This window comes from Elioraea sp., from assembly GCF_051860475.1.
Lineage (GTDB): Bacteria > Pseudomonadota > Alphaproteobacteria > Acetobacterales > Acetobacteraceae > Elioraea.
In genome coordinates this window covers 1-25,616 of record NZ_JBHYDW010000054.1, presented here as the reverse complement: position 1 = coordinate 25,616, position 25,616 = coordinate 1, and the positions used below count along the sequence as shown (strand labels likewise).

The 25,616-nt window shown below is 71.5% G+C and carries 24 protein-coding genes; 9 read left to right on the top strand and 15 right to left on the bottom strand.

Annotated elements, in window-relative coordinates:
* The 4 genes from ACTIFU_RS11545 to ACTIFU_RS11530 form a co-directional block, all read right to left on the bottom strand.
* The coding region (locus tag ACTIFU_RS11545) for a M28 family peptidase (protein WP_439578457.1) at positions 1-1,026 on the bottom strand (1,026 nt) is incomplete at its 3' end.
* A gap of 4 nt (positions 1,027-1,030) precedes the next feature.
* The gene (locus ACTIFU_RS11540) at positions 1,031-1,819 is read right to left on the bottom strand and encodes an SDR family oxidoreductase (RefSeq protein ID WP_439578456.1); all 789 of its coding nucleotides are present in this window, start codon (positions 1,817-1,819) and stop codon (positions 1,031-1,033) included.
* Between the two features lie 92 nt (positions 1,820-1,911).
* Positions 1,912-2,490, bottom strand: coding sequence for a TetR family transcriptional regulator C-terminal domain-containing protein (locus ACTIFU_RS11535; protein WP_439578455.1), 579 nt, complete (start codon positions 2,488-2,490; stop codon positions 1,912-1,914).
* Between the two features lie 105 nt (positions 2,491-2,595).
* Positions 2,596-2,982, bottom strand: coding sequence for a hypothetical protein (locus tag ACTIFU_RS11530; protein ID WP_439578454.1), 387 nt, complete (start codon positions 2,980-2,982; stop codon positions 2,596-2,598).
* A 181-nt stretch (positions 2,983-3,163) separates the two neighbouring features.
* Between ACTIFU_RS11530 and ACTIFU_RS11525 the strand changes: the two genes are divergently transcribed.
* The gene (locus ACTIFU_RS11525) at positions 3,164-4,138 is read left to right on the top strand and encodes a 2-hydroxyacid dehydrogenase (RefSeq protein ID WP_439578453.1); all 975 of its coding nucleotides are present in this window, start codon (positions 3,164-3,166) and stop codon (positions 4,136-4,138) included.
* Here ACTIFU_RS11525 and ACTIFU_RS11520 read toward each other — a convergent pair whose 3' ends face one another.
* Both ACTIFU_RS11520 and ACTIFU_RS11515 read right to left on the bottom strand, forming a co-directional pair.
* A complete protein-coding gene (locus ACTIFU_RS11520) occupies positions 4,139-6,460 on the bottom strand; it encodes a methyl-accepting chemotaxis protein (protein ID WP_439578452.1) in 2,322 nt (773 codons plus the stop codon).
* 99 nt (positions 6,461-6,559) lie between these two features.
* Positions 6,560-7,963 carry an aspartate aminotransferase family protein gene (locus ACTIFU_RS11515; RefSeq protein ID WP_439578451.1) on the bottom strand — a complete coding sequence of 468 codons (1,404 nt, stop codon included), beginning with the start codon at positions 7,961-7,963 and terminating at the stop codon, positions 6,560-6,562.
* A 123-nt stretch (positions 7,964-8,086) separates the two neighbouring features.
* Between ACTIFU_RS11515 and ACTIFU_RS11510 the strand changes: the two genes are divergently transcribed.
* Positions 8,087-10,390 carry a molybdopterin-dependent oxidoreductase gene (locus tag ACTIFU_RS11510; RefSeq protein ID WP_439578450.1) on the top strand — a complete coding sequence of 768 codons (2,304 nt, stop codon included), beginning with the start codon at positions 8,087-8,089 and terminating at the stop codon, positions 10,388-10,390.
* On the top strand, positions 10,390-12,027 hold the full coding sequence (locus tag ACTIFU_RS11505; protein ID WP_439578449.1) for a PhoX family protein: 1,638 nt from the start codon (positions 10,390-10,392) through the stop codon (positions 12,025-12,027). The genes ACTIFU_RS11510 and ACTIFU_RS11505 overlap by 1 nt, the downstream gene beginning before the upstream one ends.
* Positions 12,028-12,135: 108 nt before the next feature.
* On the opposite strand, the gene ACTIFU_RS11500 is transcribed toward ACTIFU_RS11505, so the two are convergent.
* The 7 genes from ACTIFU_RS11500 to ACTIFU_RS11470 form a co-directional block, all read right to left on the bottom strand.
* Positions 12,136-14,166 (bottom strand): PhoX family protein, encoded by a 2,031-nt coding sequence (locus ACTIFU_RS11500; protein ID WP_439578448.1) that lies wholly within the window; start codon positions 14,164-14,166, stop codon positions 12,136-12,138.
* Between the two features lie 99 nt (positions 14,167-14,265).
* Complete coding sequence (locus tag ACTIFU_RS11495; protein WP_439578447.1) at positions 14,266-15,150, bottom strand: ABC transporter permease; 885 nt, start codon at positions 15,148-15,150, stop codon at positions 14,266-14,268.
* Positions 15,147-16,091, bottom strand: a complete 945-nt coding sequence (locus ACTIFU_RS11490) for an ABC transporter permease (RefSeq protein WP_439578446.1) — start codon at positions 16,089-16,091, stop codon at positions 15,147-15,149. Before ACTIFU_RS11490 ends, ACTIFU_RS11495 begins: the two co-directional genes overlap by 4 nt.
* Before the next feature lie 60 nt (positions 16,092-16,151).
* The gene (locus ACTIFU_RS11485) at positions 16,152-17,807 is read right to left on the bottom strand and encodes a peptide ABC transporter substrate-binding protein (RefSeq protein WP_439578445.1); all 1,656 of its coding nucleotides are present in this window, start codon (positions 17,805-17,807) and stop codon (positions 16,152-16,154) included.
* Positions 17,786-18,073 (bottom strand): type II toxin-antitoxin system RelE/ParE family toxin, encoded by a 288-nt coding sequence (locus ACTIFU_RS11480; protein WP_439578444.1) that lies wholly within the window; start codon positions 18,071-18,073, stop codon positions 17,786-17,788. Before ACTIFU_RS11480 ends, ACTIFU_RS11485 begins: the two co-directional genes overlap by 22 nt.
* Entirely contained in the window at positions 18,070-18,333 is a 264-nt protein-coding gene (locus ACTIFU_RS11475) for a hypothetical protein (protein WP_439578443.1), read from the bottom strand. Before ACTIFU_RS11475 ends, ACTIFU_RS11480 begins: the two co-directional genes overlap by 4 nt.
* A gap of 36 nt (positions 18,334-18,369) precedes the next feature.
* Positions 18,370-19,089, bottom strand: a complete 720-nt coding sequence (locus ACTIFU_RS11470) for an orotate phosphoribosyltransferase (protein ID WP_439578442.1) — start codon at positions 19,087-19,089, stop codon at positions 18,370-18,372.
* Between the two features lie 39 nt (positions 19,090-19,128).
* On the opposite strand from ACTIFU_RS11470, the gene ACTIFU_RS11465 reads away from it, so the two are divergent.
* Positions 19,129-20,073 (top strand): mitochondrial fission ELM1 family protein, encoded by a 945-nt coding sequence (locus ACTIFU_RS11465; protein ID WP_439578441.1) that lies wholly within the window; start codon positions 19,129-19,131, stop codon positions 20,071-20,073.
* Positions 20,074-20,077: 4 nt separating this feature from the next.
* Here the strand turns inward: ACTIFU_RS11465 and ACTIFU_RS11460 are convergent, their stop codons facing one another.
* Together ACTIFU_RS11460 and ACTIFU_RS11455 are read right to left on the bottom strand one after the other, a co-directional pair.
* Positions 20,078-20,881 (bottom strand): SDR family NAD(P)-dependent oxidoreductase, encoded by an 804-nt coding sequence (locus tag ACTIFU_RS11460; RefSeq protein WP_439578440.1) that lies wholly within the window; start codon positions 20,879-20,881, stop codon positions 20,078-20,080.
* A gap of 4 nt (positions 20,882-20,885) precedes the next feature.
* The gene (locus ACTIFU_RS11455) at positions 20,886-21,365 is read right to left on the bottom strand and encodes an SRPBCC family protein (RefSeq protein ID WP_439578439.1); all 480 of its coding nucleotides are present in this window, start codon (positions 21,363-21,365) and stop codon (positions 20,886-20,888) included.
* 83 nt (positions 21,366-21,448) lie between these two features.
* Here ACTIFU_RS11455 and ACTIFU_RS11450 point away from each other — a divergent pair, with 83 nt between their 5' ends.
* From ACTIFU_RS11450 to ACTIFU_RS11430, 5 genes are all read left to right on the top strand, one after another.
* Positions 21,449-22,357, top strand: coding sequence for a YicC/YloC family endoribonuclease (locus ACTIFU_RS11450; protein WP_439578438.1), 909 nt, complete (start codon positions 21,449-21,451; stop codon positions 22,355-22,357).
* Complete coding sequence (gene gmk / locus ACTIFU_RS11445; RefSeq protein ID WP_439578437.1) at positions 22,350-22,979, top strand: guanylate kinase; 630 nt, start codon at positions 22,350-22,352, stop codon at positions 22,977-22,979. The genes ACTIFU_RS11450 and gmk overlap by 8 nt, the downstream gene beginning before the upstream one ends.
* Positions 22,980-23,007: 28 nt before the next feature.
* Positions 23,008-23,709 carry a tellurite resistance TerB family protein gene (locus ACTIFU_RS11440; protein ID WP_439578436.1) on the top strand — a complete coding sequence of 234 codons (702 nt, stop codon included), beginning with the start codon at positions 23,008-23,010 and terminating at the stop codon, positions 23,707-23,709.
* A complete protein-coding gene (locus tag ACTIFU_RS11435) occupies positions 23,706-24,341 on the top strand; it encodes a ribonuclease HII (RefSeq protein ID WP_439578435.1) in 636 nt (211 codons plus the stop codon). Before ACTIFU_RS11440 ends, ACTIFU_RS11435 begins: the two co-directional genes overlap by 4 nt.
* Positions 24,342-24,404: 63 nt before the next feature.
* Positions 24,405-25,484, top strand: coding sequence for a site-specific DNA-methyltransferase (locus tag ACTIFU_RS11430; protein ID WP_439578434.1), 1,080 nt, complete (start codon positions 24,405-24,407; stop codon positions 25,482-25,484).
* The last annotated feature ends 132 nt before the right edge of the window (positions 25,485-25,616 follow it).

Below are 25,616 nucleotides of genomic sequence, written 5' to 3'. Positions count from 1 at the left end.
GAAGCCCGGCTGCGGCGAGGTGTCGGCGCCGAGCGCGACGCGCACGCGATGCTTCGCCTCGGCCTCGGCGATCAGCGCGTCGAGCCGCGCGCGCATGGTCGCGAGCGCGGGCAGATCGACACCGCGGATGTCCAGCGTGAAGCGTGCCTCGCCCGGCACGCGGCTCCAGGTCGCCCATTCCGGATCGACGCCGATCACGCCGAACGTAACCATGATGCGGTGCCCGGCGTCATCCAGCCGGTCCCACTCCGCGTTCAGCCCGGCGATGATGTGCGCGAGTGCGGCGACCGCATCGCGCCGCACGTGTTTCTGCGCCCCGCCGACATGCGCGTATCCGCCGTGGATCACGGCGTTGCGGAAGCGGTAGCCGCCGCTGATCGAGGGGACGATCGCGATCGCGCGATTGACCTCGATCAGCTCGGGTCCCTGTTCGATATGCGCTTCGACGAAGCCGACCACGCGCGCGGGATCGAGGTGACGCTTGCCGGCCCGGATCGCCGCCGGATCGAAGCCGAGTTCGGTCATGTGTTCGGCCAGCGTGCGGCCGGTGTCGCTGCGGCGGAGATCGAGCGCTTCGGGCGGCAGCCGGCCGAGCGCGGCCTTGGAGCCGGGGAAGGAAATCGGGAACCACACCGTCTCCTCGGCCCGCGTCATCATCACCGCGACATCGGCGCCGGGCTGTACGCCCGCCGTGCGCAGCCCCGCGAGTGCGGCGAGACCGCCGATCACGCCGGCCGCACCGTCGAAATTGCCGCCGTGGCGCACGGAGTCGAGATGGCTGCCGATCAGCAATGTGCGCGCGTTGCGATCGGCACCCGGCAGGGTCGCATAGGTGTTGCCGGCGAAGTCGCGCGTGATCTCCAGGCCGCAGCCGCGCGCCGCCTCGGTGCAGATCGCGTGCGCGCCCTCCTCACCCGCACCGTAGGCATCGCGTGTGACGCCCGGCGGATCGAGGCTTGCCGCGCGTAGTCGGTCGAACAGGTGCTCGGCGAGCGCGAGATCGGGCTCGATCGCTTCTGGTCGCATCGCGTCACATCACGCGGACGTTGCCGCCGTCCACGCGGATGATGCTGCCGGTGACGTAGGACGCCTTCTCCGAGGCGAGGAAGGCGGCGACCGCGCCGTACTCCTCCGGCGTGCCGTAGCGCTTGGCCGGAATGCCGGCGGCGACCCTGCTCATTGCCTCCTCGATCGAGATCCCCTCCTTCTTCGCGCGCGCGCCGGCGGTATCGCGCGTGCGGTCGGTCAGGATCGAGCCGGGGGCGAGGATGTTGCAGGTCACGCCGTCCGCCGCGACCTCGGCCGAGAGGGTCTTGTTCCAGCCGACGATCGACGCGCGCAGCGTGTTCGACAGCACCATGTTCGGCAGCGGCTGCACCATGCCCGAACTGCCGACGGTGATGATGCGGCCCCATTGGCGCTCGCGCATGGCGGGCAGCAGCCGCATCGCGAGGCGGATCGGCGCCACCACCATCTTGACGAACTGCGCCTTCAGCTCGTCGAGCGAGAGGTCGAGCGCGGGGCCCACGGGCGGGCCGCCATGGTTCAGGATCAGCACATCGACCCCGCCCATGCGCAGCACCGCCTCGTCGGCGAGCGCGTCCATGCCCGCCTCGTTCGCCACATCCGCCTTGATCGCGAAGGCCGGCACGCCGTTCTTTGCGCTCAGCCCCTCGGCGAGTGCCTTCAGCGCGGCCTCGTCGCGGCTTGCCACCGTCACGGTGGCACCTTCCGCCGACAGCGCCTCGGCGATCGCGCGGCCCAAGCCCTTGGACGCGCCCATCACGAGCGCGCGCCTGCCCTTCAATCCGAGATCCATGTCCGCTCCCCGGTCGAGAAGCCGTGCATCCTACGCCCCGAGCCCCAGGGGGCAAGGGGGCGGGCGGGCATGCCGGCACTGCGGCGCGGCCGTCAGCGCGCGGCGAGGGAGCGGATGTAGAAGTCCAGCATCGCGTTCAGCGATGCGGGGTTGCGACGCAGGCGGCTGCGCAGGGCCGCGCCCTCCCAGCAGTCCACCAGGATGTCGGCCATCTGGCGCGCATCGCACGCGGCCGGGACCTCACCGCGGCGACGGGCCTCCTCGATGCAGGCGGCGATGCGCTCGGCGATCGCGGCGAAGCACCGCTCGATCCTGCGCCGGAACACCTCGCTGACCCCCGACAGCTCCTGACCGAGCCCGCCGAGCAGGCAGCCCATGTAGCCCTCCTCGCGGTACTTCTGCTCCGTCAGCTCGAAGAAGCGTCGCACCCGAGCGAGCGGCGGGCGGCTCTGGTCGTGCAGGCAGGCATCGAGACCCGCATGGACCTGCGCCATGTAGGCGTCGACGACCTGGAGCGCGAAATCCTCCTTGTCGCGGAAGTGGTGGTAGAAGGAGCCCTTCGGCGTGTCCGTCGCCGCAAGCAGGGCCTGGATGCCGAGATCGTTGTAGCCGTGTTCCAGGAGCATGCGCAGGCCGGCCTCGAGCAGGCGCTGCTTGGTCGCGTGGATCATTCCGGTCCGGTCGGCATGCGCCGGGTGCTGCTCATGCGCGGTGCTGGCATTCGCCGGCTTCGGCGCCCTGAGCGGACAGGCCGCTCCGGGCGCCGGCTTGGGCTCCTAGCCCTTCGTTTTCTCGATCAAGTGGTCGATCACGTGGCTGTGCTCGTGCTGCGGGCTGAACATGATGATCTCCGCGTCGGCATCGACCCGCACATTGTGGCCGGGCGGCCAGTAGAACAGGTCATTGGCGCTGACCGTCTCCTCGGTGCCCGCCGCGTCGGTCGTGGTGATCTGTCCGCGCAGGACGAAGCCCCAGTGCGGGCAGTGGCAGTGGTTCCCCTTCAGTCCCTGGAACAGCGGCGTGGTGTCGACGCCCGCGGCAAGGGTGAAGTACTCGCCGCTGATCTTCCCGTACCCGCTCGCGTCGCCGAAGTCCATGCGCTGACGCAGCGTCACGCCAGGCACCTGCAGCCGGACATCGACGTCATCCTTGGCAACTCGCATCGTCGCCTCCCTTTGTTGCGTATATAGTCTAGACCGTTCGGTCTAGGGGCAGGGTATACCGCTGATCGACCCTGTCAAGCGCGGACTGCCCGGCGATGGTTCGCCCCGACGGCCGGCCTGGACACGAAGGCAGGTCTGCTGGCACAGGCAGACGGACCGACGTCCCGAGGAGCGCCCTGCCATGCGTCCGGCCCGGAAGCCCGCGCTGTTGCTGACCCGCGTCTTCCCGCGCGACGTGGTGGCGCGGGCGCGGCGCGACTACGCTGTTGTGGTCGAGAACCCGGAGGACGTGGTGCTCGCCGCCGACGCGTTGGTCCGCCTTGGCGAAGGGGCCGAGGCGATCCTCTGCGCCGCCGGCGATCCGCTGCATGCCGAGACGATCGCGCGTCTGCCCGCGACGGTGCGCGCGATCGCCACCTTCTCGGTTGGGCTCGACCACATCGACCTCGACGCGGCGAAGGCGCGCGGCATCGTCGTGACCAACACACCGGACGTGCTGACGGAGGCGACCGCCGAGACGACCATGCTGCTGATCCTGGCCGCCGCGCGCCGGGCCGGCGAGGGCGAGCGGCTGGTGCGCTCGGGGCAATGGCAGGGCTGGGCGCCGACGCAGCTGCTCGGCATGCAGGTGAGCGGCAAGCAGCTGGGGATCCTCGGCATGGGACGGATCGGCCGGGCGGTCGCGCGCATGGCGCGCGGCTTCCTGATGGAGGTGCACTACCACAACCGCAGCCGGCTCGAGCCGGCGCTGGAGGACGGCGCGACCTATCACAGCGACCCGGCCTCGATGCTGACGGCGATCGACATCCTCGCGCTCACGGCTCCCGGCGGCGAGAGCCTGCGCGGCTGGCTGAACGCCGAGCGGATCGCGCTGTTGCGCCCCAGCGCGGTGGTGGTGAACACCGGCCGCGGCAGCCTGGTGGACGACGCGGCGCTGATCGCGGCGCTGAAGACCGGCCACGTCGCCTTCGCCGGGCTCGATGTGTACGAGAACGAGCCGCGCCTCGATCCCGGCTATCTGGAGTGCGCGAACGCGGTGCTGCTGCCGCATCTCGGCAGTTCCACCGTCGAGGCGCGCAACGCCATGGGGTTCCGCGCGCTCGACAATCTCGACGCGGTGTTCGCCGGGCGCGAGCCCCCCGATCGGATCGTCTGACTACGCCGCGCGGATCGCCGTCAGGAAGCGCACCACCTCCGTCTGAAGCGTTGCCGCCTCGCCTGTCAACGCGTTCGCGGCGTCCAGCACCTGCGCGGCCTGGCCGCCCGCGTGATCCACCGCCTGCGTCACCCCGCCAATCGTCGCCGACACCTCCGAGGTGCCCACGGCCGCCTGCTGCACGGACCGCGCGATCTCCTGCGTCGCCGCACCCTGTTGCTCCACCGCCACCGCGATCGAAGCGGCGATCGCGTTCATCCGGCCGATCGTCTCGCCGATCGAACGGATTGCCCCCACCGCGGCATCCGTCGCCCCCTGCATCGTGGTGATCTGCGCGGCGATCTCCTCGGTCGCCTTGGCGGTCTGGGACGCGAGATTCTTCACCTCCGAGGCCACCACCGCGAAGCCCTTGCCCGCCTCGCCAGCGCGCGCCGCCTCGATCGTCGCGTTCAGCGCCAGCAGGTTGGTCTGGCCGGCGATGTCGCTGATCAGCCGCACCACGTCGCCGATCTTTGCCGCCGCCTCGGCCAGCCCCTTCACGGTGGCGTCGGTGGCCTCCGCCTCGGACGCGGCGCGCGAGGCGATCGCCGTGCTCTCGGCCACCTGGCGGCTGATCTCCTGCACCGAGGCCGCGAGTTCCTCGGCCGATGCGGCGACGGTCTGCACGTTGCTGCTCGCCTGCTCGGTGGCGGCCGCCACCGCGACCGCCCGCTTGCCGGTATCGGAGGCGACCTCGGAGAGCGACTCGGCGGTGCCCTTCATGCCCTCGGCCGCGGCGGCAACCGAACGCGCCACTTTGCCCACCGAGGCCTCGAAGTCGTCGGCCATGCGCGCCTGAGCCGTGATCACGGTCCAGGTCAGCATCGCACCGGCATAGCCGCCGTGCTGGTCGGTCAGGGCACTCACGCGCAGCGCAATCGTCTCCTCCCCGACCTTGATACGCTCCGCATGCGGCAGCCGCGCCGGATCGGAAATGATCGCGCGCATAGGCGCCGGATCGCGATACAGCACGTCGATGGTCTGCCCGACCAGCGCATCGGCCCTGACCTTCACCACATCTTCGAGACCGCCGAACAGGCGCCGTGTCTCGGCATTCACGTAGCTGATGCGGAAATCCTGGCGCGGATCGGCCACCATCACCGCGGTCGGCAGCTGCTCGAGCATCTGCCCCTGGGCAAACGCGCGCTCGACCTCGCCCTTCAGCCGCTCGGTCGCCTCGGCCATCCGGCCGATCTCGTCCTTGCGGCCCTGGAAGCCGACCGCGAACGCGGTCTCGCCGGCGGCGATGCGCGCCAGGGCCTCGGTGATGCCACGGATCGGCCGCGCCACCGCGCGCGAGGTCAGGAAGGCGCCGAGCACCATCAGCGCCGCGATCGCCGCGGCAAGCCACACCAGCACCTGATGCACATCGGCCATCGCCACCTCGGCGGCCGCGTCCATCGCCTCCTGCTGCGTGAAATACGCCGCCACCAGCCGGGCGAGCGCCGCCTCGGCCTCGACCCGCGCGGGCTCGGTCTGCTCACGCTCATGCGCCAGCATGCGCGCGGAGATCGCGGCGAGCCCCTGGGCCGTGTCGGACAGGGAGCGCAGCGCCTCGTCGAGGGTCCGGAGTTCGCCGGCGAGCCCGTTCGAAACGTTGATCTGCAACGCGCCGTCCATCGCGGCGCGCGCGGTCAGCCCGGCCCGGCGCAGGATCACCGCCTGGATGTCCTCGCCGGTGGCCAGATACTGGGTGGTGGCGATGCGCAGGTCGGCGACCGCCGTGCCGACGCCGGCGAGGCGGTTCTTCAGCTCGCCCTCGGTCACCGGATCGAGCCCGTCGAGCTCCGCGCCGGCGATCGTCGCCTCCTGGCGCGAGGCGAAGGTCTCGCCGCCCGGGATGAACTGCTCGTCGCGCAGCGTGATCTGTTCGCGCCGCATCGCAGCCAGGCCGCGCACGGCCCCAACGTAGCGCTCCACCGCCGCGGTGGTCTCGGCGACCAGGCTGCGCCGCGCGGCATCGGTCTCGTCGGCGGCGATGCGGGCGAGTGCCGCGGTCGCCTCCTGGGCGGCCGCGACGGCACCACGCTCCCCCGTGTCGATCGCGGGCACGGACTGCGCCACCTGGATGTCGCGGCTGAAGGTCGGGGCCGAACGGAGCGAGGCGATCGCCCCGCGGGCCTGCGACTCGTGGGCCACCGCCTCGGCATGGGCTTGGCCCGCGCCCTCGATCAGGTCGAGGCCGCGCATCACGCCCACCACCAGCGCCGCCATGAGCAGCAATGTCACGCCTGCCGACAGGGCAAGCTTCCCGGCAATCGGCAGGTTCCTCAGCGCCGTCATCGTCAACTCCGCCTTCCTTGATGGCGGGGACGATGACGGCGGCTCCTTAATTCACGGCTAACCGCCCGGCAGCGCAACCGTTGCGCTGCCGGCAGGGCCTTACCCCACCGGCGCGATCGCCTCGCGGCGGAGCTGCACGGCGAGCTCGTCGAGCGCCCGGCCGAACCGGTCGAGCATGTCGTCGATCTCGGCCCTGGTGATCACCAGCGGCGGCGAGAAGCCGATGCTGTCGAGCACCATCGCGCGGCTGATCAGACCGTGCTGTTCGGCGAGCTTGACGAGTTTCGCGCCGGCCTTGCGGGAAGGGGCGAAGTTCTGCCGCTTGGCTTTGTCCTCGACCAGCTCGACCGCGCCGATCAGGCCGATGCCGCGCACCTCGCCGACCAGCGGATGGTCCTGGAAGCGGCGGCGCAGCTCCGCCTGGAAATGCGCGCCGACCTCGCGCACATGCCCGACGATGTCGATCTCGTCGTAGATCTTCAGCGTCTCGATCGCCACCGCCGCCGGCACCGGGTGGCCGGAATAGGTGAAGCCGTGGCCGAAGGTGCCGATCTCGTGGCTCTTGGCCGCGAGCCCGTCGAACACCCGCTCGTTCACCATCACCGCCGAGATCGGCAGGAACGAGTTCGACAGCGCCTTAGCGCAGACCAGGATGTCGGGCTCCATGCCATAGGTTTGGGTGCCCCAGTAGTTGCCGGTGCGGCCGAAGCCGCAGATCACTTCGTCGGCGACCAGCAGGATGTCGTATTTCTTCAGCACCTTCTGGATCGCCTGGAAGTAGCCGCGCGGCGGCACGACGACGCCGCCCGCGCCCATGATCGGCTCGCAGAACATCGCCGCGATCGTGTCGGGCCCCTCGGCGAGGATCAGCGTCTCGAGCTCCTCGGCGCAGCGCAGGCTGAACTGCTCCTCGGTCTCGCCTTCCCTGCCCTCGTGGTAGTAGGTCGGGCAGAGCGTGTGGATGAAGCCCGGCAGCGGCAGGTCGAACGCCTTGTGGTTGGCCGCCTGGCCGGTGGCGGAGCCCGACGCGATGGTGATGCCGTGATAGCCGCGCACGCGACCAATGATCTTCTTCTTCTGCGGCCGGCCCCAGGCGTTGTTGGCATACCAGATCATCTTGATCGCCGAATCGTTCGCCTCCGAGCCGGAATTGGCGAAGAACACCTTGCTCATCGGCACAGGGGCGCGCTGGATCAGCATCTCGGCGAGATCGATCATCGGCGTGTGCGACCGGCCGGTGAAGCCGTGGTAGTAGGGCAGCTCGCGCATCTGCTTCACGGCGGCCTGCACCAGCCGTTCGTTGTCGAAGCCGAGGGCTGCACACCACAGCCCCGCCATCGCCTCGATGTATTCCTTGCCGGCATCGTCCCAGACGCGCACGCCCTTGCCGCGTGCGATCACCAGCGGCCCGGTGTCGAGATGCGACTTCAGGTCGGTGTAGGGGTGCAGCACGTTGGCGACGTCGCGTGCAGCAGCGCTGTTGGCGGCATAGGGCGGGGTCATCGGGTTCTCCTTGGCTGGTGGCCAGTCTAGGCGCGCAACCGAGCGTGCGGAACCCCGGGCCCGGGGCTTGCGTTGGCCCGCCGCGCATGGTGATCCTGACCCCGCCTGAGGAGGGCCCCGCCCATGACCGTCGCCGTTCCCCATTCCAGCCACTGGGGCGCCTTCGACGCGCTGGTCGAGGACGGGCGCGTCACCGCCGTCCGGCCGTTCGCGCGCGACCGCTTCCCCGGCTCGCTGATCGAGAGCGTGCCCGACATCATCCACGCGCCGTGCCGCATCGACCGACCCTATGTGCGCAAGGGCTGGCTTGCCGGGCAGCGCGCAGGGCACCTGCGCGGCGGCGATCCGTTCGTGCCGGTGGACTGGGACACCGCGATCCGGCTGGTCGCGGGCGAGCTCGACCGGGTGCGGCAGGCGCACGGCAACACTGCGATCTTCGGCGGCTCCTATGGCTGGTCGAGTGCGGGGCGGTTCCACCACGCGCGCACGCAGCTGCATCGCTGCCTCAACGCGCTCGGCGGCTGCACCGGCCAGCTCACCAACTACTCCTACGCCGCCGGCATGACGCTGATGCCGCACATCGTCGGCACCAACGACTGCATCACCGGCCCCGCCACCGACTGGCCCTCGATCATCGCCAACGCACGCGTGCTGCTCTGCTTCGGCGGGCTGCCGCTGAAGAACGGCGAGGTATGCTCGGGCGGCGCCGGCGAGGGCCAGTACCGACGCTGGTTGCGCGAGGCGGGCGCGGCCGGCTTGCGCATCGTCAACGTCTCGCCGCTGCGCCAGGACACGCCGGATTTCCTTCGCGCCCAGTGGCTGCCGATCCGCCCCGGCACCGACACCGCACTGATGCTGGCGATGGCCCATGTGATCGTCACGGAAGGCCGCGAGGACAAGGACGTCCTCGCCACCCACTGCGTCGGCTGGCCGACCTTGCGCGCCTACATCCTCGGCGAGTCCGACGGGCTGCCGAAGACGCCCGAGTGGGCCGCGCCGATCACCGGAGTCTCGGCCGAGACGATCGTGGAGCTCGCGCGCGCGATCGCCACCGAACCCACCATGATCACCTCGGCCTGGTCGATCCAGCGCCAGGACTTCGGCGAGCAGCCCTACTGGATGACGGTGGCACTCGCCGCGATCACCGGCGGCATCGGCAAGCCCGGCACCGGCTTCACCTTCGGCTACGGCTCGATCAACGGCGTGGGCAATCCGCGCCACGACCTGCCGGTGCCCGCGCTCTCGGCCGGGCGCAACCCAACGGGGCTGTTCATCCCGGTCGCGCGCGTCACCGACATGCTGGAGAAGCCGGGCGACATCTGCGAGTACAACGGCAAGCGGATCACCTATCCCGACACGAAGCTGATCTACTGGGCGGGCGGCAATCCGTTCCATCACCATCAGGATCTCAACCGGCTGCTGCGCGCCTGGGCACGCGCCGAGACGATCGTCGTGCACGAGCCGTGGTGGACCGCCCTCGCCCGACACGCCGACATCGTGCTGCCGGCGACCACCACGCTGGAGCGCAACGACATCGGCGCGAGTTCGCGCGACCGCTTCGTGATGGCGATGAAGCAGGCGGTGCCGGCGCAGGGCCAGGCGCGCAACGACGTCGCGATCTTCGCCGACATCTGTGATGCGCTCGGCGTGCGCGAGCGCTACACCGAGCAGCGCGACGAGGGCGCGTGGCTGCGCCACCTCTACGACACCGAGCGCGCGGGCTGGACCGCCGCCGGCGTCGAGACGCCCGATTTCGACGGGTTCTGGGACGCGGGCCACCTGGAGTTCACCCCGCCCGAGCGCCCCTTCGTGCTGTTCGAGGGGTTCCGCGAGGACCCCTACGCCGAGCCGCTGAACACGCCCTCGGGCAAGGTCGAGCTCTACTCCGAAACGATCGCGGGCTTCGGCTACGACGACTGCCCGGGCCATCCGGTGTGGATGGAGCCCAGGGAGTGGCTCGGCGCGCCGGAGGCCGCGCGCTTCCCGCTGCATCTGCTGTCGTTCCAGCCGGCGACCCGGCTGCATGGGCAGCTCGACCAGGGCCGGGTCAGCCTCGCCTCGAAGGTGGCGGGGCGCGAGCCGATCCTGATCGGGCCGGTGGATGCCACCGCGCGCGGCATCGAGACGGGCGACGTGGTGCGCATCTTCAACGACCGCGGCGCCTGTCTCGGCGGCGCGGTCGTGACGGAGGGGGTCCGCCCCGGTGTGGTGGCGATGGCGACCGGTGCCTGGCTCGATCCGCTCGAGCCGGGCGCGCCGGGTGCGCTCTGCGTGCACGGCAACCCGAACGTGCTGACGCGCGACGAGGGCACGTCCCGGCTCGGCCAGGGGCCGGTCGCGCAGTCGTGTCTCGTCGAGATCGAGCGCTGGACGGAACCCGTCCCGCCGGTGCGCGTTCACACTCCGCCACCGATCGAGGAGGACTGATGTTGAACCGCCGCGCCCTGCTCGCCTCGGGTGCCGCGGCGGTCGCGGCCCCGGCGCTTGCGCAGTCGATCGTCTCGGACGTCGCGGATGTCAGCCAGCCGGTGATGCTGGATGACCGGATCGCGCGCGGCTACCGGCGCGACGTGCTGATCCGCTGGGGCGACCGGGTGTCGTTCGACGCGCCCGCCTGGAACCCGAATGTGCCGACGCCCGATGCGGCCGCCGCGCAGTTCGGCTGGGACGGCCGCGTGGTCGCCGTGCGCCCGGCGCCGACAGCGGCGGACAACGTGCCCCGGCTGATCCTGGTTGCGACCCATGCGCGGGTCGATCCGGCGATGGCCTTCCCCTCGCTTCAGGCGATGCCGCCGGTCGAGCAGGGCATGGTCGGGGCCTCGCTGATCAACCTGATGTGGGCGGGCGGCCGCTGGGTGATCGTCGACGGCGGGTATCAGGCGCGCCGCATCACCGCGACCACGCTTTGCCGCTTCGCCGGGCCGGCGGCCAGCAACGCGCGCCTGCAGACCGGGGACGATCCCTCCGGCACGGCCGCGCGCGGCGTGCTGCGCGCCGAGGGCGGCTGCAGCACTCCCTGGGGCACGGTGTTGTTGGCCGAAGGCGACGCAACCGCCGAGCTCGCCGCGTGGCGCGGTGGCGTGGGCAACGAGGCGAACCGGTTCGGCTGGCTGGTGGAGCTCGATCCGCTGAGCCCGACCTCGGTGCCGGTCAAGCACACCGCGCCCGGGCGTTTCGCCAAGGACGACGTCGCGGTCGCGCGTGCCGCCGACGGCAGGCCGGTGCTCTATCTGAGCGAGGCGCGGGCCGACGGCTTCCTCTACCGCTTCATCGCCGCGCGCGCGCCCGATGGCGAAGGCGCGGAGGCCAATACGACGCTGCTGGACGAGGGCCAGCTCGCGGTCGCGCGGGTCGAGAACGCGACGCTGACGTGGCGCCCGCTGCCTGCGACGGCGGAGGCGCTGATCGATGCCCGCGCGGCCGCGCAGGCTGCCGGGGCGACGCCGTTCGACCGGCCGGCCGGGCTCGCGGTGCACCCGGACGGGCGGCTCTTCCTCGCCTGCCGCGGCAATCCGCAGCGCGGCGGGCGCAGCGACGCCCTGAACCCGCGCGCGATCAACTCGTTCGGCCACGTGGTGGAGATCCGGCCCGCGAACGGCGACCACGCGGCGGAGACGGCCTCGGGCGCGGTGCTGATCCTGGGCGGCGATCCGCGCCAGCCGGGTGCGACCGCGCGCTACGGCACCGGCACCCAGGTCTGGCTGGCCGCACCGGCGGTGCTGGAGGTCGATCCGCGCGGCCGGCTGCTGATCGGCACGGCGCAGGGTGCGCTCCAGCGCACGACCGGGATCGCCGACGGGATCTACGTGTGCGGCACCGCCGCCGGGGCGAGCCGCGGCGTGCTGAACCTGCTCTACGCCGCGCCGCGCGCGGCGCGCATCGGCGGGGTGCGGCTGTCGCCGGATGCCGCGACGCTGTTCAGCGCCGTGCGCACGCCGGGTGCCGAGGACGGGGCCGACTTCACCCGCCCGGCGACGCGCTGGCCGGCCTTCGAGCCGGCCGTGCCGCCGCGCACCACGGTGATTGCGATCGCGCGCGAAGCGGGCGGGGCGATCGGGGGATAGCCCCTCACCCTGTCCCTCTCCCGCGCGGCGGGAGAGGGCACGCACCTCGCCACAGGATTCCCTCTCCCACCGTGGTGGGAGAGGGTCAGGGTGAGGGGACGGCCCGAGTCACGTGCCGATGATGCCGCCGTCGTCCTTGGTGATCACGACGGTCGCCGAGCGCGGCACGCCCTCGCCGTCCGGCCAGTGGCTGGTCAGCCGCCCGGCCTCGAAGTCATCGGCCGAGGTCGTGGCGCCCGGATGCTGCACGTTGATGAACATGGTGCGCCGGTCCGGCGTGGTGATCACGCCGGTGATCTCCTGGCCGCGCGGCCCGGTGAGGAAGCGCTTGATCGCGCCGCTGACCGGATCGGCTGCCAGCATCTGGTTGTTGCCGAACGGCGCGAGCGGCCCGCGGTTCATCGCGCTCTCGCCGATATCGGTCTGGATCCAGAGCCGCCCGGCGGCGTCGAACCAGAGCCCGTCGGGGCAGGCGAAGATGCTGTCGGCGGTCAGCGGCTGGCCGGCGAGGTCGCGGCTGTTGTCCTGCGGGCCGGCGATCACGAACAGGTCCCAGGTGAAGCGCGTGGCCGCGTGGTCGTCATTCGCCTCGCGCCAGCGGATGATGTGGCCGAACAGGTTGCGCGCGCGCGGGTTGGCGGCGTTCACCTGGTTCTCCTCGCGGCGCGAGTTGTTGGTGAGGGTGAAGTACACCCGCCCGTCGCGCGGATCGACCGCGCCCCACTCGGGCCGGTCCATCTTGGTCGCCCCCGCCTTGTCGGCGGCCGCACGGGTGTTGACCAGGATCTCGGCGAGCGAACCGAAGCCGTTCTCGGGGGTCAGCCCGTTCTGGCCAGGCGCCAGCGCCAGCCACTCGCCAGTGCCGTCGTCGTTGAACTTCGCCACGTAAAGCGTGCCCTCATCCAGCAGCGCGCCGGTCGCGCTCGCCGCCTGATAGGGCCGCGCCGAGACGAACTTGTAGATGTATTCGTTGATCGCGTCGTCGCCGGCATAGGCGGCCACCGGCTTGCCCTCGGCCACCGGGCCGAACACCACGCCCTCATGGGCGAAGCGGCCGAGATGGGTGCGCTTCACCGGCACGCTGTTCGGATCGAACGGATCGAACTCGACGACCCAGCCGAAGGCGTTGGGCTCGTTGCGGTAGTCCTGGGTCGCGTCAGTGCCGCGGCTGGTCGCGTCGAAGCGGGCGAACTCGTCTGCGCCGCTAACGGCAAGGTCCCAGGCGTAGCGCGAGCGCTCGGTGCGTACGCCGTAGCGGGCGTGCTCGCGCGGCAGGTCGGGCTTCTGGTCCACCACCGTGCCGTTGCGGAAGTAGCCGGCCCAGTTCTCCTCGCAGGTGAGGTAGGTGTTCCAGGGCGTCACGCCGTGCGCGCAGTTGTTCAGTGTACCGCGCGTGCGCGTGCCCTCGGGGCTGTACTTGGTGCGCACGAAGGCGCTGCCACGCACGGGGCCGCCGATCTCCATCGGCGTGAGCCCGGTGATGCGCCGATTACGCGGGTCGGGCACGACCTTCCAGGTGCGATCCGCCTGCTGCGCGATGCGCACCACCGCCACGCCATGGGCGTTCAGCTCCTTCAGCACCTCGTCGCTGTCTCGCTTGCCGCCGACAAGGCGCACGGCGCTGGCGCTGTACTTGCCGCCGCGCATCGAGGCGTGCAGGAAGCGCGGTTCGACATACTCATGGTTCATGACCAGCAGGCCGTCGGTCGACGAGCCCTGGTCGGGCGAGCGGCCCTCGATCGGGAAGAAATGCATCCCGTCATGGTGCTGGCCGATCTGCTGCGCCTGCTCGGCGCCGGTGTTGCTCGGGCTGAAGGCCGGCATGGCACCAGTGATCGGCTCGCCCCAGGCGGTGATGGTGCGCGCCGTGTAGCCGGGCGGCACGACGATGGTGTCGGTCTCGGAGACCGGCACGGCGGCGAAGCCGAGCATCGCCTCGGACGGTGCGGCGGCCTGGGCCGCGGCCGTGCCCGGCTGCACGAACATCGCGCCGAGCGCGGCGGTCAGCCCACCGAGCAGCGCGCCGCGGCGCGACAGCCGCGTCTGGATGATGGCGGCAAAGGTGGGGTTGGCGGAGGTGTTGCAGACGGGCTCATCGCCCTCGCCGTCGTCATGGACGACGGTGATCTGGTCAGTCATCGATCGCTCCCTTCGATTGTACGCGCTGAGCGCGCGTATCGGTTGTATTCGGGGAGCGAAGGAAGCTTGGTGACGCTGCGGCGAAGTTTCTGTTGCAGTTCAGCCGCGGCTGAGCTCCGCGCGGGGATCGAGCGCATCAGCGAGCGCATCGCCAGCGAAGTTGGTGGCGACCACGGTGATGAAGATCGCCAGTCCCGGCCAGACGGCGGCCATCGGGGCGGCGAACACCAGCTCCTGCGTGTTCGCGAGCATGTTGCCCCAGGAGGGGATGGGTGGCTGGATGCCGAGGCCCAGGAACGACAGCACGCTCTCAACCAGGATGACATTGCCGACCGTCAGCGTGGTCGCGACCGCGACATGCGCGGCGAGGTTTGGCGCGACGTGGCGCCACAGCAGGCGCGGCGTCGAGGCGCCGAGTGCGACCGCAGCGCGCGCATAGTCCATGCGCAGGATCGAGAGGGCGGCACCGCGCGTGATGCGCGCGACCTTCACCCAGCCGAAGATCGCGATGATGACGACGATGCGGATCAGGTCGAGCGCGGCGACGTCACGCGGCAGGCCGAGCTGGCCGGGATCGACGGCAGCGAGCACGATCAGGAGCGGCAGCGCCGGCAGCGCGATCAGCCCGTCGGCGAGGCGCATGAGCACAGCGTCGATCAGGCCGCCGAACCAGGCGGCGGCGAGCCCGATCGCAAGGCCGATGGCGGCGGAGGCAAGTGCGGCGGCGAGGCCAACGGTGAGCGAGACGCGCGCGCCGTAGAGCAGGCGCAGCAGCAGGTCGCGGCCGAGTTCGTCGGTGCCGAGCGGGTGCGTGGCGGAGGCGGGCTGGAACCGGTTGAACAGGTCGGGCGTGAAGGGGTCGTGGCCCATGACGTCGGCGACCAGCGGTGCTGCGAGGGCCGCGAGCGCGAGGCCGAGCAGGATCACGGCCGAGGCGGCCCCGGCGCCGTGGGCGAGGAAGCGGGTCAGCGCGCGGCTGTTCATGAGCGAATGCGCGGGTCGATCGCCAGCTGCGCGAGGTCGGCGAGAAGGTTGGCGAGCAGCGTCACGATCGCGGTCAGCATCAGCGCGAGCAGCGCGAGATTGTAGTCGTTGCCGAGGATGGCGTCGTAGATGAGCTTGCCCATGCCCGGCCAGGCGAACACGGCTTCGACGATCAGCGCCCCGGAGACGAGGGTGGCGAAGTCGAGCCCGGCGACGGTGATGATCGGGATCGAGGCGTTGGGCAGCGCGTGGTTGAGGATCACGCGGCGTTCGGGGGCGCCCTTGGCACGGGCGGTGCGGATGTAGAGGTTGCGCAGTGCGTCGATCATGGCGGCGCGGGTCTGGCGCGCGTAGCTCGCGAGGCCGAGCACGGTGAGGGTCAGCCCGGGCAGGGCGAGGTGGCTGAGCCAGGCGGCGAGCCCCGGCCTGTCGGGCGGGCCGCCGGCGGGCAGCCAGCCGAGGGTGACGGCGAACAGGATGATGAGCAGGATGCCGAGCCAGAACGATGGCATGGAGATGCCGGCGAAGGCGATGGCGTTGACGGCGTAGTCGAGCGCGCCGCGCGGGCGGCGGGCGGCGAGGATGCCCAAGCTGACGCCGATCAGCGCCGAGAGGATGGTGGTCGGCAGGAGCAGCGCGAGCGAGTTCAGCAGCGCGTTGCCGAGCACCTCGTGGGCGGGCGCGGCGAAGAGGCGCGAGAAGCCGAACTGTCCTTGCAGCGCGCCTGCCGCCCAGGCGAGGTAGCGGCTGACGAGCGGCTGGTCGAGCCCGTGCAGGGCGCGCAGCCGTGCCGCGTCCTCGGCGGAAAGGCGCGGGTCGCCGGCGATGGCGAGGTCGATCGGATCGCCGGGCATGAGTCCGATCAGCGCGTAGGCGGCGAAGGACAGGATGGCGACGGTGACGGCGCTCTGGAGGAGGCGTTGGCCGATCAGTCTGAGCATGGATGGGGGGTCTGGGGCCTCAGGCCCCAGCGGGGTGCAGGGGCGGAGCCCCTGCGTTCTTCATTGCGTAACTCGCCACTGCTCGACCCACATCGACGACGGCGCGAGGTGTCCGGTCGGCCGCACGCCATCGAGCCAGCGCGGCCAGACATGAGCGTCGGAGCGGAAGAACAGCGGCAGCACCGGCCGTTCGGTCATGTAGATCTCCTGCACGCGGCGCCACATCGGCTTGCGTTCGTCGCGGTCGAGTGTGAGCGGCAGGTTCTCGATCAGGTCGTCCATCTCTTGGTTGCGGAAGCCGGTGTAGTTCTGGCCGGACCAGTTGCGTGCCTCCGTGGGAATCTCGGTGGAATGGAGCGTCGTGCGCGGCACGTTCTCGGGCGAGGAGATCCAGGCGAACAGCGCCATGGCCTGGAAGCGGCGCTTGGAGACGGTCTCGCCGAAGAACACGCGCGGCGGTTCGTTGCGGATGCGTACGTCAACGCCGATCTGGCGCCACATGCCTTGCAGCACCTGTTGGACCAGTTCGCGGGAGCGATTGCCGGCGGTGGTCATGAGCTCGAAGGAGAGGCGCTCGCTGGCGGCGTTGCGGCGGATGCCGTCGGGGCCGGGGCGCCAGCCTGCCTGTTCGAGCAGGTGCCGCGCGCCGTCGGGATCGAAGGGAGTCGTCGGCAGCGACTCGTCGTGCATCCAGTCGAGCGGGTTGACAAAGGAGTGCGCGACCGGCTGGCGGTTGTCGAACAGCCGTTCGACGATCTGCTTGCGGTCGATGCCTCGCAGCAGCGCCTCTCGTACACGGCCGTCGGCGAGGGCGGGATTGTCCAGGTTGAGATCGATGTGCTCGTAGATCAGTCCGGGCTGGTAGTGGATGCGGAAACGGTTGCCGGCGCGGCGTTCGAGCGCGATCGCCTGATCCAGGGTGAGGCCGAGTTCACCCGCGATAATGTCGATCTGGCCGGCGAGCAGGGCAGCTTCGAGCGCGGTGGTGTTCTCGATGGTGCGGATGACGACGCGGCGGAAGGCGGGTGGATCGCCCCACCACTGCTCGTTGCGCTCGAGCGTGACCGAGGCGCCGGTGGTCAGCGCGGCGACGCGGTAGGGGCCGGACCAGAGGCCGGGGCGGGTGGGGTCGCGGTCGTAGAGGGTGCGGGTGCGGTAGGCGCGCGCGTCCTCCTGCCAGATCGCGCGGTCGAGATGCGCGGGAAGTGGGCGGAGGTCGTTGATGGCGTTGTACGCGAAGGTGAGCTTGTCGAAGTGCAGCGTGACGGTGCGCGGATCGACGACAACGATCCGATGGAGCGAGCGGTAGAGTTCGGCCGGGCCCATGCCGGTGGCGGGCTCGCGCCCGGCCTCCCAGGCGAAGACGATGTCCTCGGCGGTGATCGGCGTGCCGTCGCCCCAGCGGGCGTTCTCGCGCAGGCGGTAGGTGACGCGGATGCCGGGGTTGCCGTTGGGGGCGGTCTCGCGCACGGCGTCGCCGCCCTCGATGGTCGGCAGGTGGGTGCAGAGCATGCAGGCGAGCCGCCAATCCGCGTCGTAGGTGGTGATCGGGCGTAGCGTGAAGCCGTGCACGTAGGACTTCGCCGCCATCGATTCGATCGAGGGATGAAGCGTAGCCGGGTACTGGGTGAGGCCGATGGTGAGCTGGTCACGCGCCTGTGCCGCCACGGGGAGGGCGAGCAGGGCAAGGGCGGTCAGGGCTGTCCGTAGGACCATGCGCGTGCTCCGTGCCAGACCGAAAGGATGAGCACGTCCTCGCCGGTCAGACTGTACACGATCGTGTAGGGAGTACCAGCGACGGCGAGTTCGCGCGTGCCGGGCCGGCGTCCAGTCTTGCCGAGAAAGGGGAGGCCGTCGAGTTGTCCGGCGCTGCGGCGGATGCGTGCGGCAATGCGGATTGCCGCGTGGGGATTGTCCCGGGCGATGAAGGCGACCGCATCGAGCAGTTCGGCCAAGGCACCGTCGGTCCAGCGCAGGCTCACCGTGCCGTGTCGGGCCTGATGCCGGCGATCAGGGAATCGAGGCGCGCCATCGCCTCTGCGTGCGAGACGGTGCGGCCGGCGGCGGCATCCGCCTCGGCCTCGGCAAGGCGCGCCATCAGCGCGAAGGTCTGCGCGGCGTGGCTCGCGAGGGCTTCGGCGACCACGGAGTCCGCGGGCCGGTCGAGCGCGCGGGCCAGTTGGTCGATCGCGCGATCGACCTGCTCCGGCAGTTCAACGGTCCGCTTCACCATGGCGCTCATGCGTCCGCCTCCTGTGCACGTGCGAGCCTAGCACACTCACGCCTCCTCCTTCGCGCGCGCCTCCTCGGCGCTGCCGATGCCGCCATGCGATTTCGACCAGGACACGGGGTCGTCGAGGAACCTGCGCACCTCGGCCAGCGCCGCGTCGCTGAAATAGGGGTGCGCGCGGCAGACCTCGAGCACGTCCCACCATGTGCAGAGATGGTGCAGGCCGATGTTCATCGCCTTGAGCTGCTCGAAGCTGCCGGGGAAGACGCCGTAGTAGAACACCACGAAGGTGTGGTTGACGATCGCGCCGGCGTCGCGCAGCGCCTGGCAGAAGCGGATCTTCGACTGCCCGTCGGTGGTGAGATCCTCGACCAGCAGGGTGCGCTGGCCCTCGGGCACGTCGCCCTCGATCAGCGCGTTGCGGCCGAAGCCCTTCGGCTTCTTGCGCACATAGACCATCGGCGTGAGCATGCGATCCGCGATCCAGGCGGCGAAGGGAATGCCGGCGGTCTCGCCGCCCGCCACCACGTCGAAGGTCTCGTAGCCGACATGCCGGCCGATCTTCTCGACCGCGAGGTCACTGATCTTGGTGCGCGCGCGCGGGAAGTAGATGATCTTGCGGCAGTCGATATAGACGGGCGATTTCCAGCCCGAGGTGAAGGTGTAGGGTTCCTCGGGGCGGAAATTGACAGCCTTGATGTCGAGCAGGATGCGGGCGGTGATCAGCGCCGCGTCGCGGTCCCAGTCGGAGGCGTGACGGTCGGACATGCGGGTCCCCTTCGAGCGGATCAGCCTACGTAGCCGCGCGTGAACGGGGGCACAACCGAGCCGGTCTGGGTGCTGGCCGATCCGCGGCCGGGGACAGCGAACCAGGCGCTGGGCATCGCCGAACGGCTGGGCGCGCCGTTCCGGGTGGTGCCGCTCGGCTGGTCGGCGCTCGCGCGGGTGCCGTGGCCGTGGCCGACGCTCGCGGGGCTCGACGCCGGCGCGCGCGCACGGATCGCCCCGCCCTGGCCGAAGCTCGTGATTTCCGCGGGGCGGCGGTCGGCGCCGGTCGCGCTCTGGCTCGGCCGGCGCGGCGTGCGCACGGTGCATGCGATGCGCCCGGGCTTCGGCGCCTCGCGGTTCGACCTGCTGGTGGTCGGCGGACACGACCGGCCGGCGCCGGTATCGAACGTGCTGGAGATCGTCGGGGCGTGCCACCGCGTCTCGGCGGCCGTGCTGGAGCGGGCGCGAGGGGAATGGGCCGAGCTCGCCGCGTTGCCCGCGCCGCGCGTCGCGGTGCTGGTCGGCGGGCCTGTGCGCGCCGAGGGGCTCGACCGCGAGACGGCGTCGCGCCTGATCCCGCGCGTGCGGCGGCGGTTCCCCGAGGCGTCGCTGATGGTGACGACCAGCCGGCGCACCGGGACGGAGGCGACGGCGCTGATCGCCGCGGCGCTTGCGGACCGTCCGAACCATCTGTTCCGCTGGGGCGATGCGGGGCCGAACCCGTATCTCGGCTATCTCGCGCTCGCCGATGCGATCGTGGTGACGGGCGACTCCGTCTCGATGCTCGCCGAGGCGGCCGCTACCGCGGCACCGGTGTTCGTCGCCACGCGCGAACGCGGCCGGCACGAGCGGATGATCGAGAGCCTGATGACTGCGGGCCGGGTCCGGCCGTTGCGGCTGGCGGAGCGGCCCTTCGCCGTCACGCCGCTCGACGAGGCTGCGCGGGTCGCGGCGGCGATCCGCACGCGCGGGTTGCTGGACTGACCGATCAGGCCAGCGGCGCCTTGCCCTCCGGTCTGCCGAGCACCGCAGCCGAGAGGCGCGGGGGCAGCAGGCCCACCAGCCGCGCCATCAGGCCGAGCCACCACGGGAACACCACGCGCCGCCGCCCGCGCGCAACGCCGCGCAGGATGATCGCGGCGGCGCGCTCGGCGTCCATCAGCCCCGGCATCGGGAAGCGGTTGCCGGCGGTCATGGGCGTGCGGATGTAGCCCGGACAGGCGCTGGTCATCGCGACGCCGTCGCGCGCCGCGACCGCGGCGGTGGCGACGGTCCAGGTATCGGCCGCAGCCTTGGTCGCGCAGTAGGCCGGCGCGCCGGGAGCGGCGACGAAGCCCGCGATCGAGGCGATCACCGCGATCCGCCCGCGCACGCCGTCCGGCCCCCGCGCCTGGACGCGCATCGCCGCGAGTGCGGGATGCACCGTGCTCATAACGCCAAGCAGATTGGTCTCGACAAGTGCCCTGGTCTGGGTGGCCGTCTCGGCCTGGCCTCCACCCGTGCCGGCCGAGATTCCCGCATTGGCGATGACGAGATCGAGCCGGCCGGCGCCGGCGATCCACGCCGCCATCGCGTCGGCGTCGCGCACGTCGAGCACGGCCTCGCGTACCTCTGCGCCCCTGTCCCGCGCCGCCTGTGCGACCTCGGCGAGGCGAGCCGCATCACGGCCGGAACAATGCAGCACCGTGCCGGGTGCGGCGCAGGCCAGCGCAAGGGCGCGGCCGAGCCCCGAGGAGGCGCCGGTGATCAGCACCGAGCCGAAGCACGGGGTTGGATGGTCGGATGTCGTCATGTGATCATTCGACAAAGGCCGCAAGCCCGCTGAGCGTCGAGCGCAGCCCGATGTCGTGGTCCTCCGGTCGTATTCCCTCCGGCACATCCTCGCAGGTGATCGTCACCCTCGTTCCGCCAGGCGTCGGCGAGAGACTCCACGTCATCGTCATCTCGCCCGCGAATGCGGCATCCTCGGAGACGAAGGTGACGCGCTGGACGATCCGCTCGTCCGGCACCAGCTCGACGAACCGTCCCTCGACGACATCGGTGTCCTGCGAGGTCTTGCCGCGCGTCGCGTGGTCGGCTCCGGCGTAGGTCAGCGCCATCCGGTAGGTTCCGCCCGGTCGCGCATCGAAGGCGTCGATGCGCGCCGTCATGCCCTCGGGCGGCAGCCATCGCCCCCAGGCCGCCGGGTCGACGAACGCGCGGTAGATGGCCTGTGGCGACGCGGCGATCACCCGCGACGCCTGATCGATCCTCCGTCCGCCGGCGCCATCCGTCATCATCCCGCTCCTTCGGGCCGCGGCTCTCGCCGTCCTGCCCTCGCTTCCCATCCTGGCCCCCCGCGGCTACAACGCGCCACCCCATGCCAGACCCCTCCCCCATGCTCGCCTCGATGACCGGCTTCGCGCGCCACCGCGGCGAGGACCACGGCATCGCCTGGGTGTGGGAGGTGAAGAGCGTGAACGGGCGCGGCCTCGATGTCCGGTTCCGCCTGCCGAACGGTCTCGACGCGGTCGAGCCCGCGCTGCGCGACGCCGCACAGAAGCTGATCCGGCGCGGCAACATCTCGGCCGCGCTGACGGTGCGGCACGACGAGGCGGCTTCACGCCCGACGCTGGATCCGGCGGCGCTGGACGCGGCACTCGCCCTGGTCGAGCAGGTGCGCGCGCGCATCCCTGACAGCCCCGCGCCCACCGCGGAATCCGTGCTGGCCCTTCCGGGCGTGCTGCGTCCGCCCGCGGCGGAGGAGGAGGACGAGGCGGTCCAGGAGGCGCGGCGCAGCGCGATCGCCGCAAGCTTCCGTGCCGCGATCGAGGCGCTGGCGGAGGCGCGGCGCGAGGAGGGCAGCCGAATCGGCGCGGTGCTGGCGGCGAAGCTCGACGAGATCGAGGCGCTGGTGACGACGGCCGAGGCCGACGCCGCCACCCAGCCCGCCGCGCTGCGCGACAAGCTGACGACCGCGCTGCAGGGAATGCTCGACCAGGTGCCGCAACTGCCGGAGGAGCGGCTCGCGCAGGAGGTGGCGCTGCTCGCCGCGCGGGCGGATGTGCGCGAGGAGATCGACCGGCTGCACGCGCACATCGCCCAGGCGCGTGCGCTGCTCGCAGAAGGCGCGCTGGTCGGCAGGCGGCTCGACTTCCTGACCCAGGAGTTCAACCGCGAGGCCAACACGCTGTGCAGCAAGGCGGCCGCCCCCTCGCTCACCGCCACCGGGCTCGCGCTCAAGGCCGCGATCGAACAGTTCCGCGAGCAGGTGCAGAACCTTGAGTGACGGAATCGCGCGGCGCGGCCTGCTGCTGGTGCTCTCCTCGCCCTCGGGCGGTGGCAAGACCTCGATCGGCCGGGCGTTGCGCGTGACTGACGCCAATCTCGGCCTCTCGGTCTCGCTCACCACGCGCGCCCCACGCGATGGCGAGGTGGACGGCAAGGACTACCATTTCGTCGACGAGGCGACCTTCCTGGCCGCCGCACGAGAAGGCCGGCTGATCGAGCACGCCGAGGTGTTCGGCGCGCGCTACGGCACGCCGCGCGCGCCGGTGGAGGCTGCCCTCGCCGACGGCCGCGACCTGCTGTTCGACATCGACTGGCAGGGCACACGCCAGATCCGCGAGTCCCTGCCCGAAGACGTCGTGTCGGTGTTCATCCTGCCGCCCTCGATGGCCGAGCTGGAACGGCGGCTGCGCGCGCGCAGGCTCGACGATGACGCGACGGTCGCCCGACGCATGGACCGCGCGGCGTCCGAGATCGCGCACTGGGACGAGTACGGCTACGTGGTGGTGAACCGCGACTTCGACCTCTCGGTCGCCGCCGTGCGCTCGATCCTGGCAGCCGAGCGGCTGAAGCGGACCCGCCAGACGGGGCTCGCTCACTTCGTCGCGGGACTGCTGGCCTGACTCGGTCCGGGCCGGGTATGAATCGGGCATGATCGACCCCAAGGCTCTTCTCGACCGCTTCCTCGGTGCCGGCACGGCCGACCGTGCCGCCGGCGCCCTCTCCGGTGCCGACAAGACGCTCGCCGGCATGGGCGTGCCGGGCGGGCTCGCGGGTGCGGCCTCCGGCGCCGGGCTCCTCGCGCTGCTGGTCGGCGGCAAGGCCGGCACGGTCGCGCGCTATGGCGGCGCGGCCGCGCTCGGCGCGCTCGCCTTTCGCGCCTGGCAGTCCTGGCAGCAGGGCCAGGCCGTACCCGCCGCCCCGCCCCAGCCGGGCGAGATCGCCGCGACCGATGCGCGCTTCCTGCCGCATGCCACCACCGGCGCGGACGGCCAGCCCTTCGCGCTTGCGCTGATCCGGGGAATGATCGGCGCCGCCAAGGCCGATGGCCATGTCGATGCCGAGGAGAGCCGTCGCATCTTCGAGGCGGTCGAGCGATCGGGCCTCGGCGCCGAGGAGAAGGCCGCGATCTTCCAGGCGATGAACGCGCCGTCCGACCCGGCCGCGATCGCCTCCGCCGCCGCCACTCCCGAGCAGGCGGCCGAGCTCTGGCTCGCCGCGCGGCTCGCCGCCACACCCGACCACCCGGCCGAGCGCGCCTATCTCGATGCGCTGGCGCACCGGCTGAATCTCGATCCCGGCCTGCGTGCCGCGCTCGAGAGCCAGGCGGCGGCCGCGCAGGCGGGCGGATGAGACGCCGCCCCGACTTGGTGCTGGAGCTGGAAGCGGCGGCCGCCGGCCGCATCGCCGGGGTGGACGAGGCGGGGCGCGGCCCACTCGCCGGGCCGGTCTTCGCCGCCGCGGTGATGTTCCTCGTTCGTCCCGATGCTGCGCTCGCGCGGCGGATCGACGACAGCAAGCGTCTGAGCGGGGCGCAGCGCGAGGCGGCGTATCGACTGCTAGACGCGGCCCGGCGCGAGGGGCACGTGGCGATCGGGGTGGGTGCGGCATCCGTGCCCGAGATCGGTCGGCTGAACATCCTCCGCGCGACCTATCTGGCGATGCAGCGCGCGGTCGCGCGGCTCGCTCCCGCGCCCGACATGGTGCTGATCGACGGTCATCGCGGGCCCTCCTTCGACTGCGCAGTGCGCTGCGTGGTCGGCGGGGACCGCGTCAGCCTGTCGATCGCCGCGGCTTCGATCGTGGCGAAGGTGCTGCGCGACCGGGCGATGCGGCGGCTTGACGCGCGCTGGCCCGACTACGGCTGGGCGACCAATTGCGGCTATCCGACGCCGACGCACCGCGCCGCGCTCGTAGCCTTCGGCGCCACACCCCATCACCGGCGCGGCTTCGCCCCCGTGGACGCCGCGCGCCTCGCCGATTGACGCGGACTCCGCCGATTCGCAGGATGCGCGCTTCGCCGCCGTCCTGGTGGCGCCGAGGGTTCCATGGGCCGCCAGCTCGACCTGCCGCTCGACCGCGTGCAGCGCGGCGACTGCATCTCCGTGATGCGGTCGCTGCCGCCCGCCTCCGTACACGCGGTGTTCGCCGATCCGCCCTACAACCTCCAGCTCCAGGGCGAGCTGCGCCGGCCGGACGACAGCCTGGTCGATGCGGTGGACGAGGCGTGGGACCGCTTCCCCGACCTTGCCGCCTATGACGCGTTCACGCGCGCCTGGCTCGCGGAAGCGCGCCGCGTGCTCCGCCGCGACGGCACGCTCTGGGCGATCGGCAGCTACCACAACATCTTCCGCATCGGCACGATCCTGCAGGATCTCGGCTTCTGGATCCTCAACGACATCGTCTGGCGCAAGTCCAACCCGATGCCGAACTTCCGCGGCCGGCGCTTCACCAACGCGCACGAGACGCTGATCTGGGCGGCCTGGGACAAGGAGGCGCGATACCGTTTCAACTACGATGCGATGAAGGCGCTGAACGACGAGTTGCAGATGCGCAGCGACTGGACGCTGCCGCTCTGCACCGGGGCGGAGCGGCTGAAGGGGCCGGAGGGACGCAAGCTGCACCCGACCCAGAAGCCCGAGGCGCTGCTGCACCGGGTGATCCTCGCGAGCACGCAGCCTGGCGAGACGATCCTCGATCCGTTCTTCGGCACCGGCACCACCGGCGCAGTGGCGCGGCGGCTGAACCGGCGCTTCATCGGTATTGAGCGCGACGAGGGCTATGCGGCGGCGGCCGAGGCGCGGATCGCCGCGATCGATCCGGTGGCGGACGAGACGCTGACGGCGACACCGTCGAAGCGCGAGGCGCCGCGGGTGCCGTTCGGCGCGCTGCTGGAGGCCGGGCTGCTGGCGCCGGGGGCGCGGCTGTGGGACCGGCACCGGCGCGTCAGCGCCGAGGTGGCGGCGGACGGGACGGTGCGGACACGCAGCGTGCGCGGATCGATCCATCGCGTCGGGGCCGCCGTGCAGGATGCGCCCTCGTGCAACGGCTGGACCTTCTGGCACTACGAGGAGGCCGGCACGTTGCTGCCGATCGACGTGCTGCGCGAACGACTCAGAACAGGATAGTGGGGGGCCGCAGGGCCCCCCGCGCCCCCCTGGTGGGTGCCCCTCCCGCGGGTGGGGGGCAGGGGGAGGCCCCCCGGGCGGGTGCGCCGCTCGGGGGGGTAGCGCGGCGCCAACACCGGCCCCCCGGCCCCC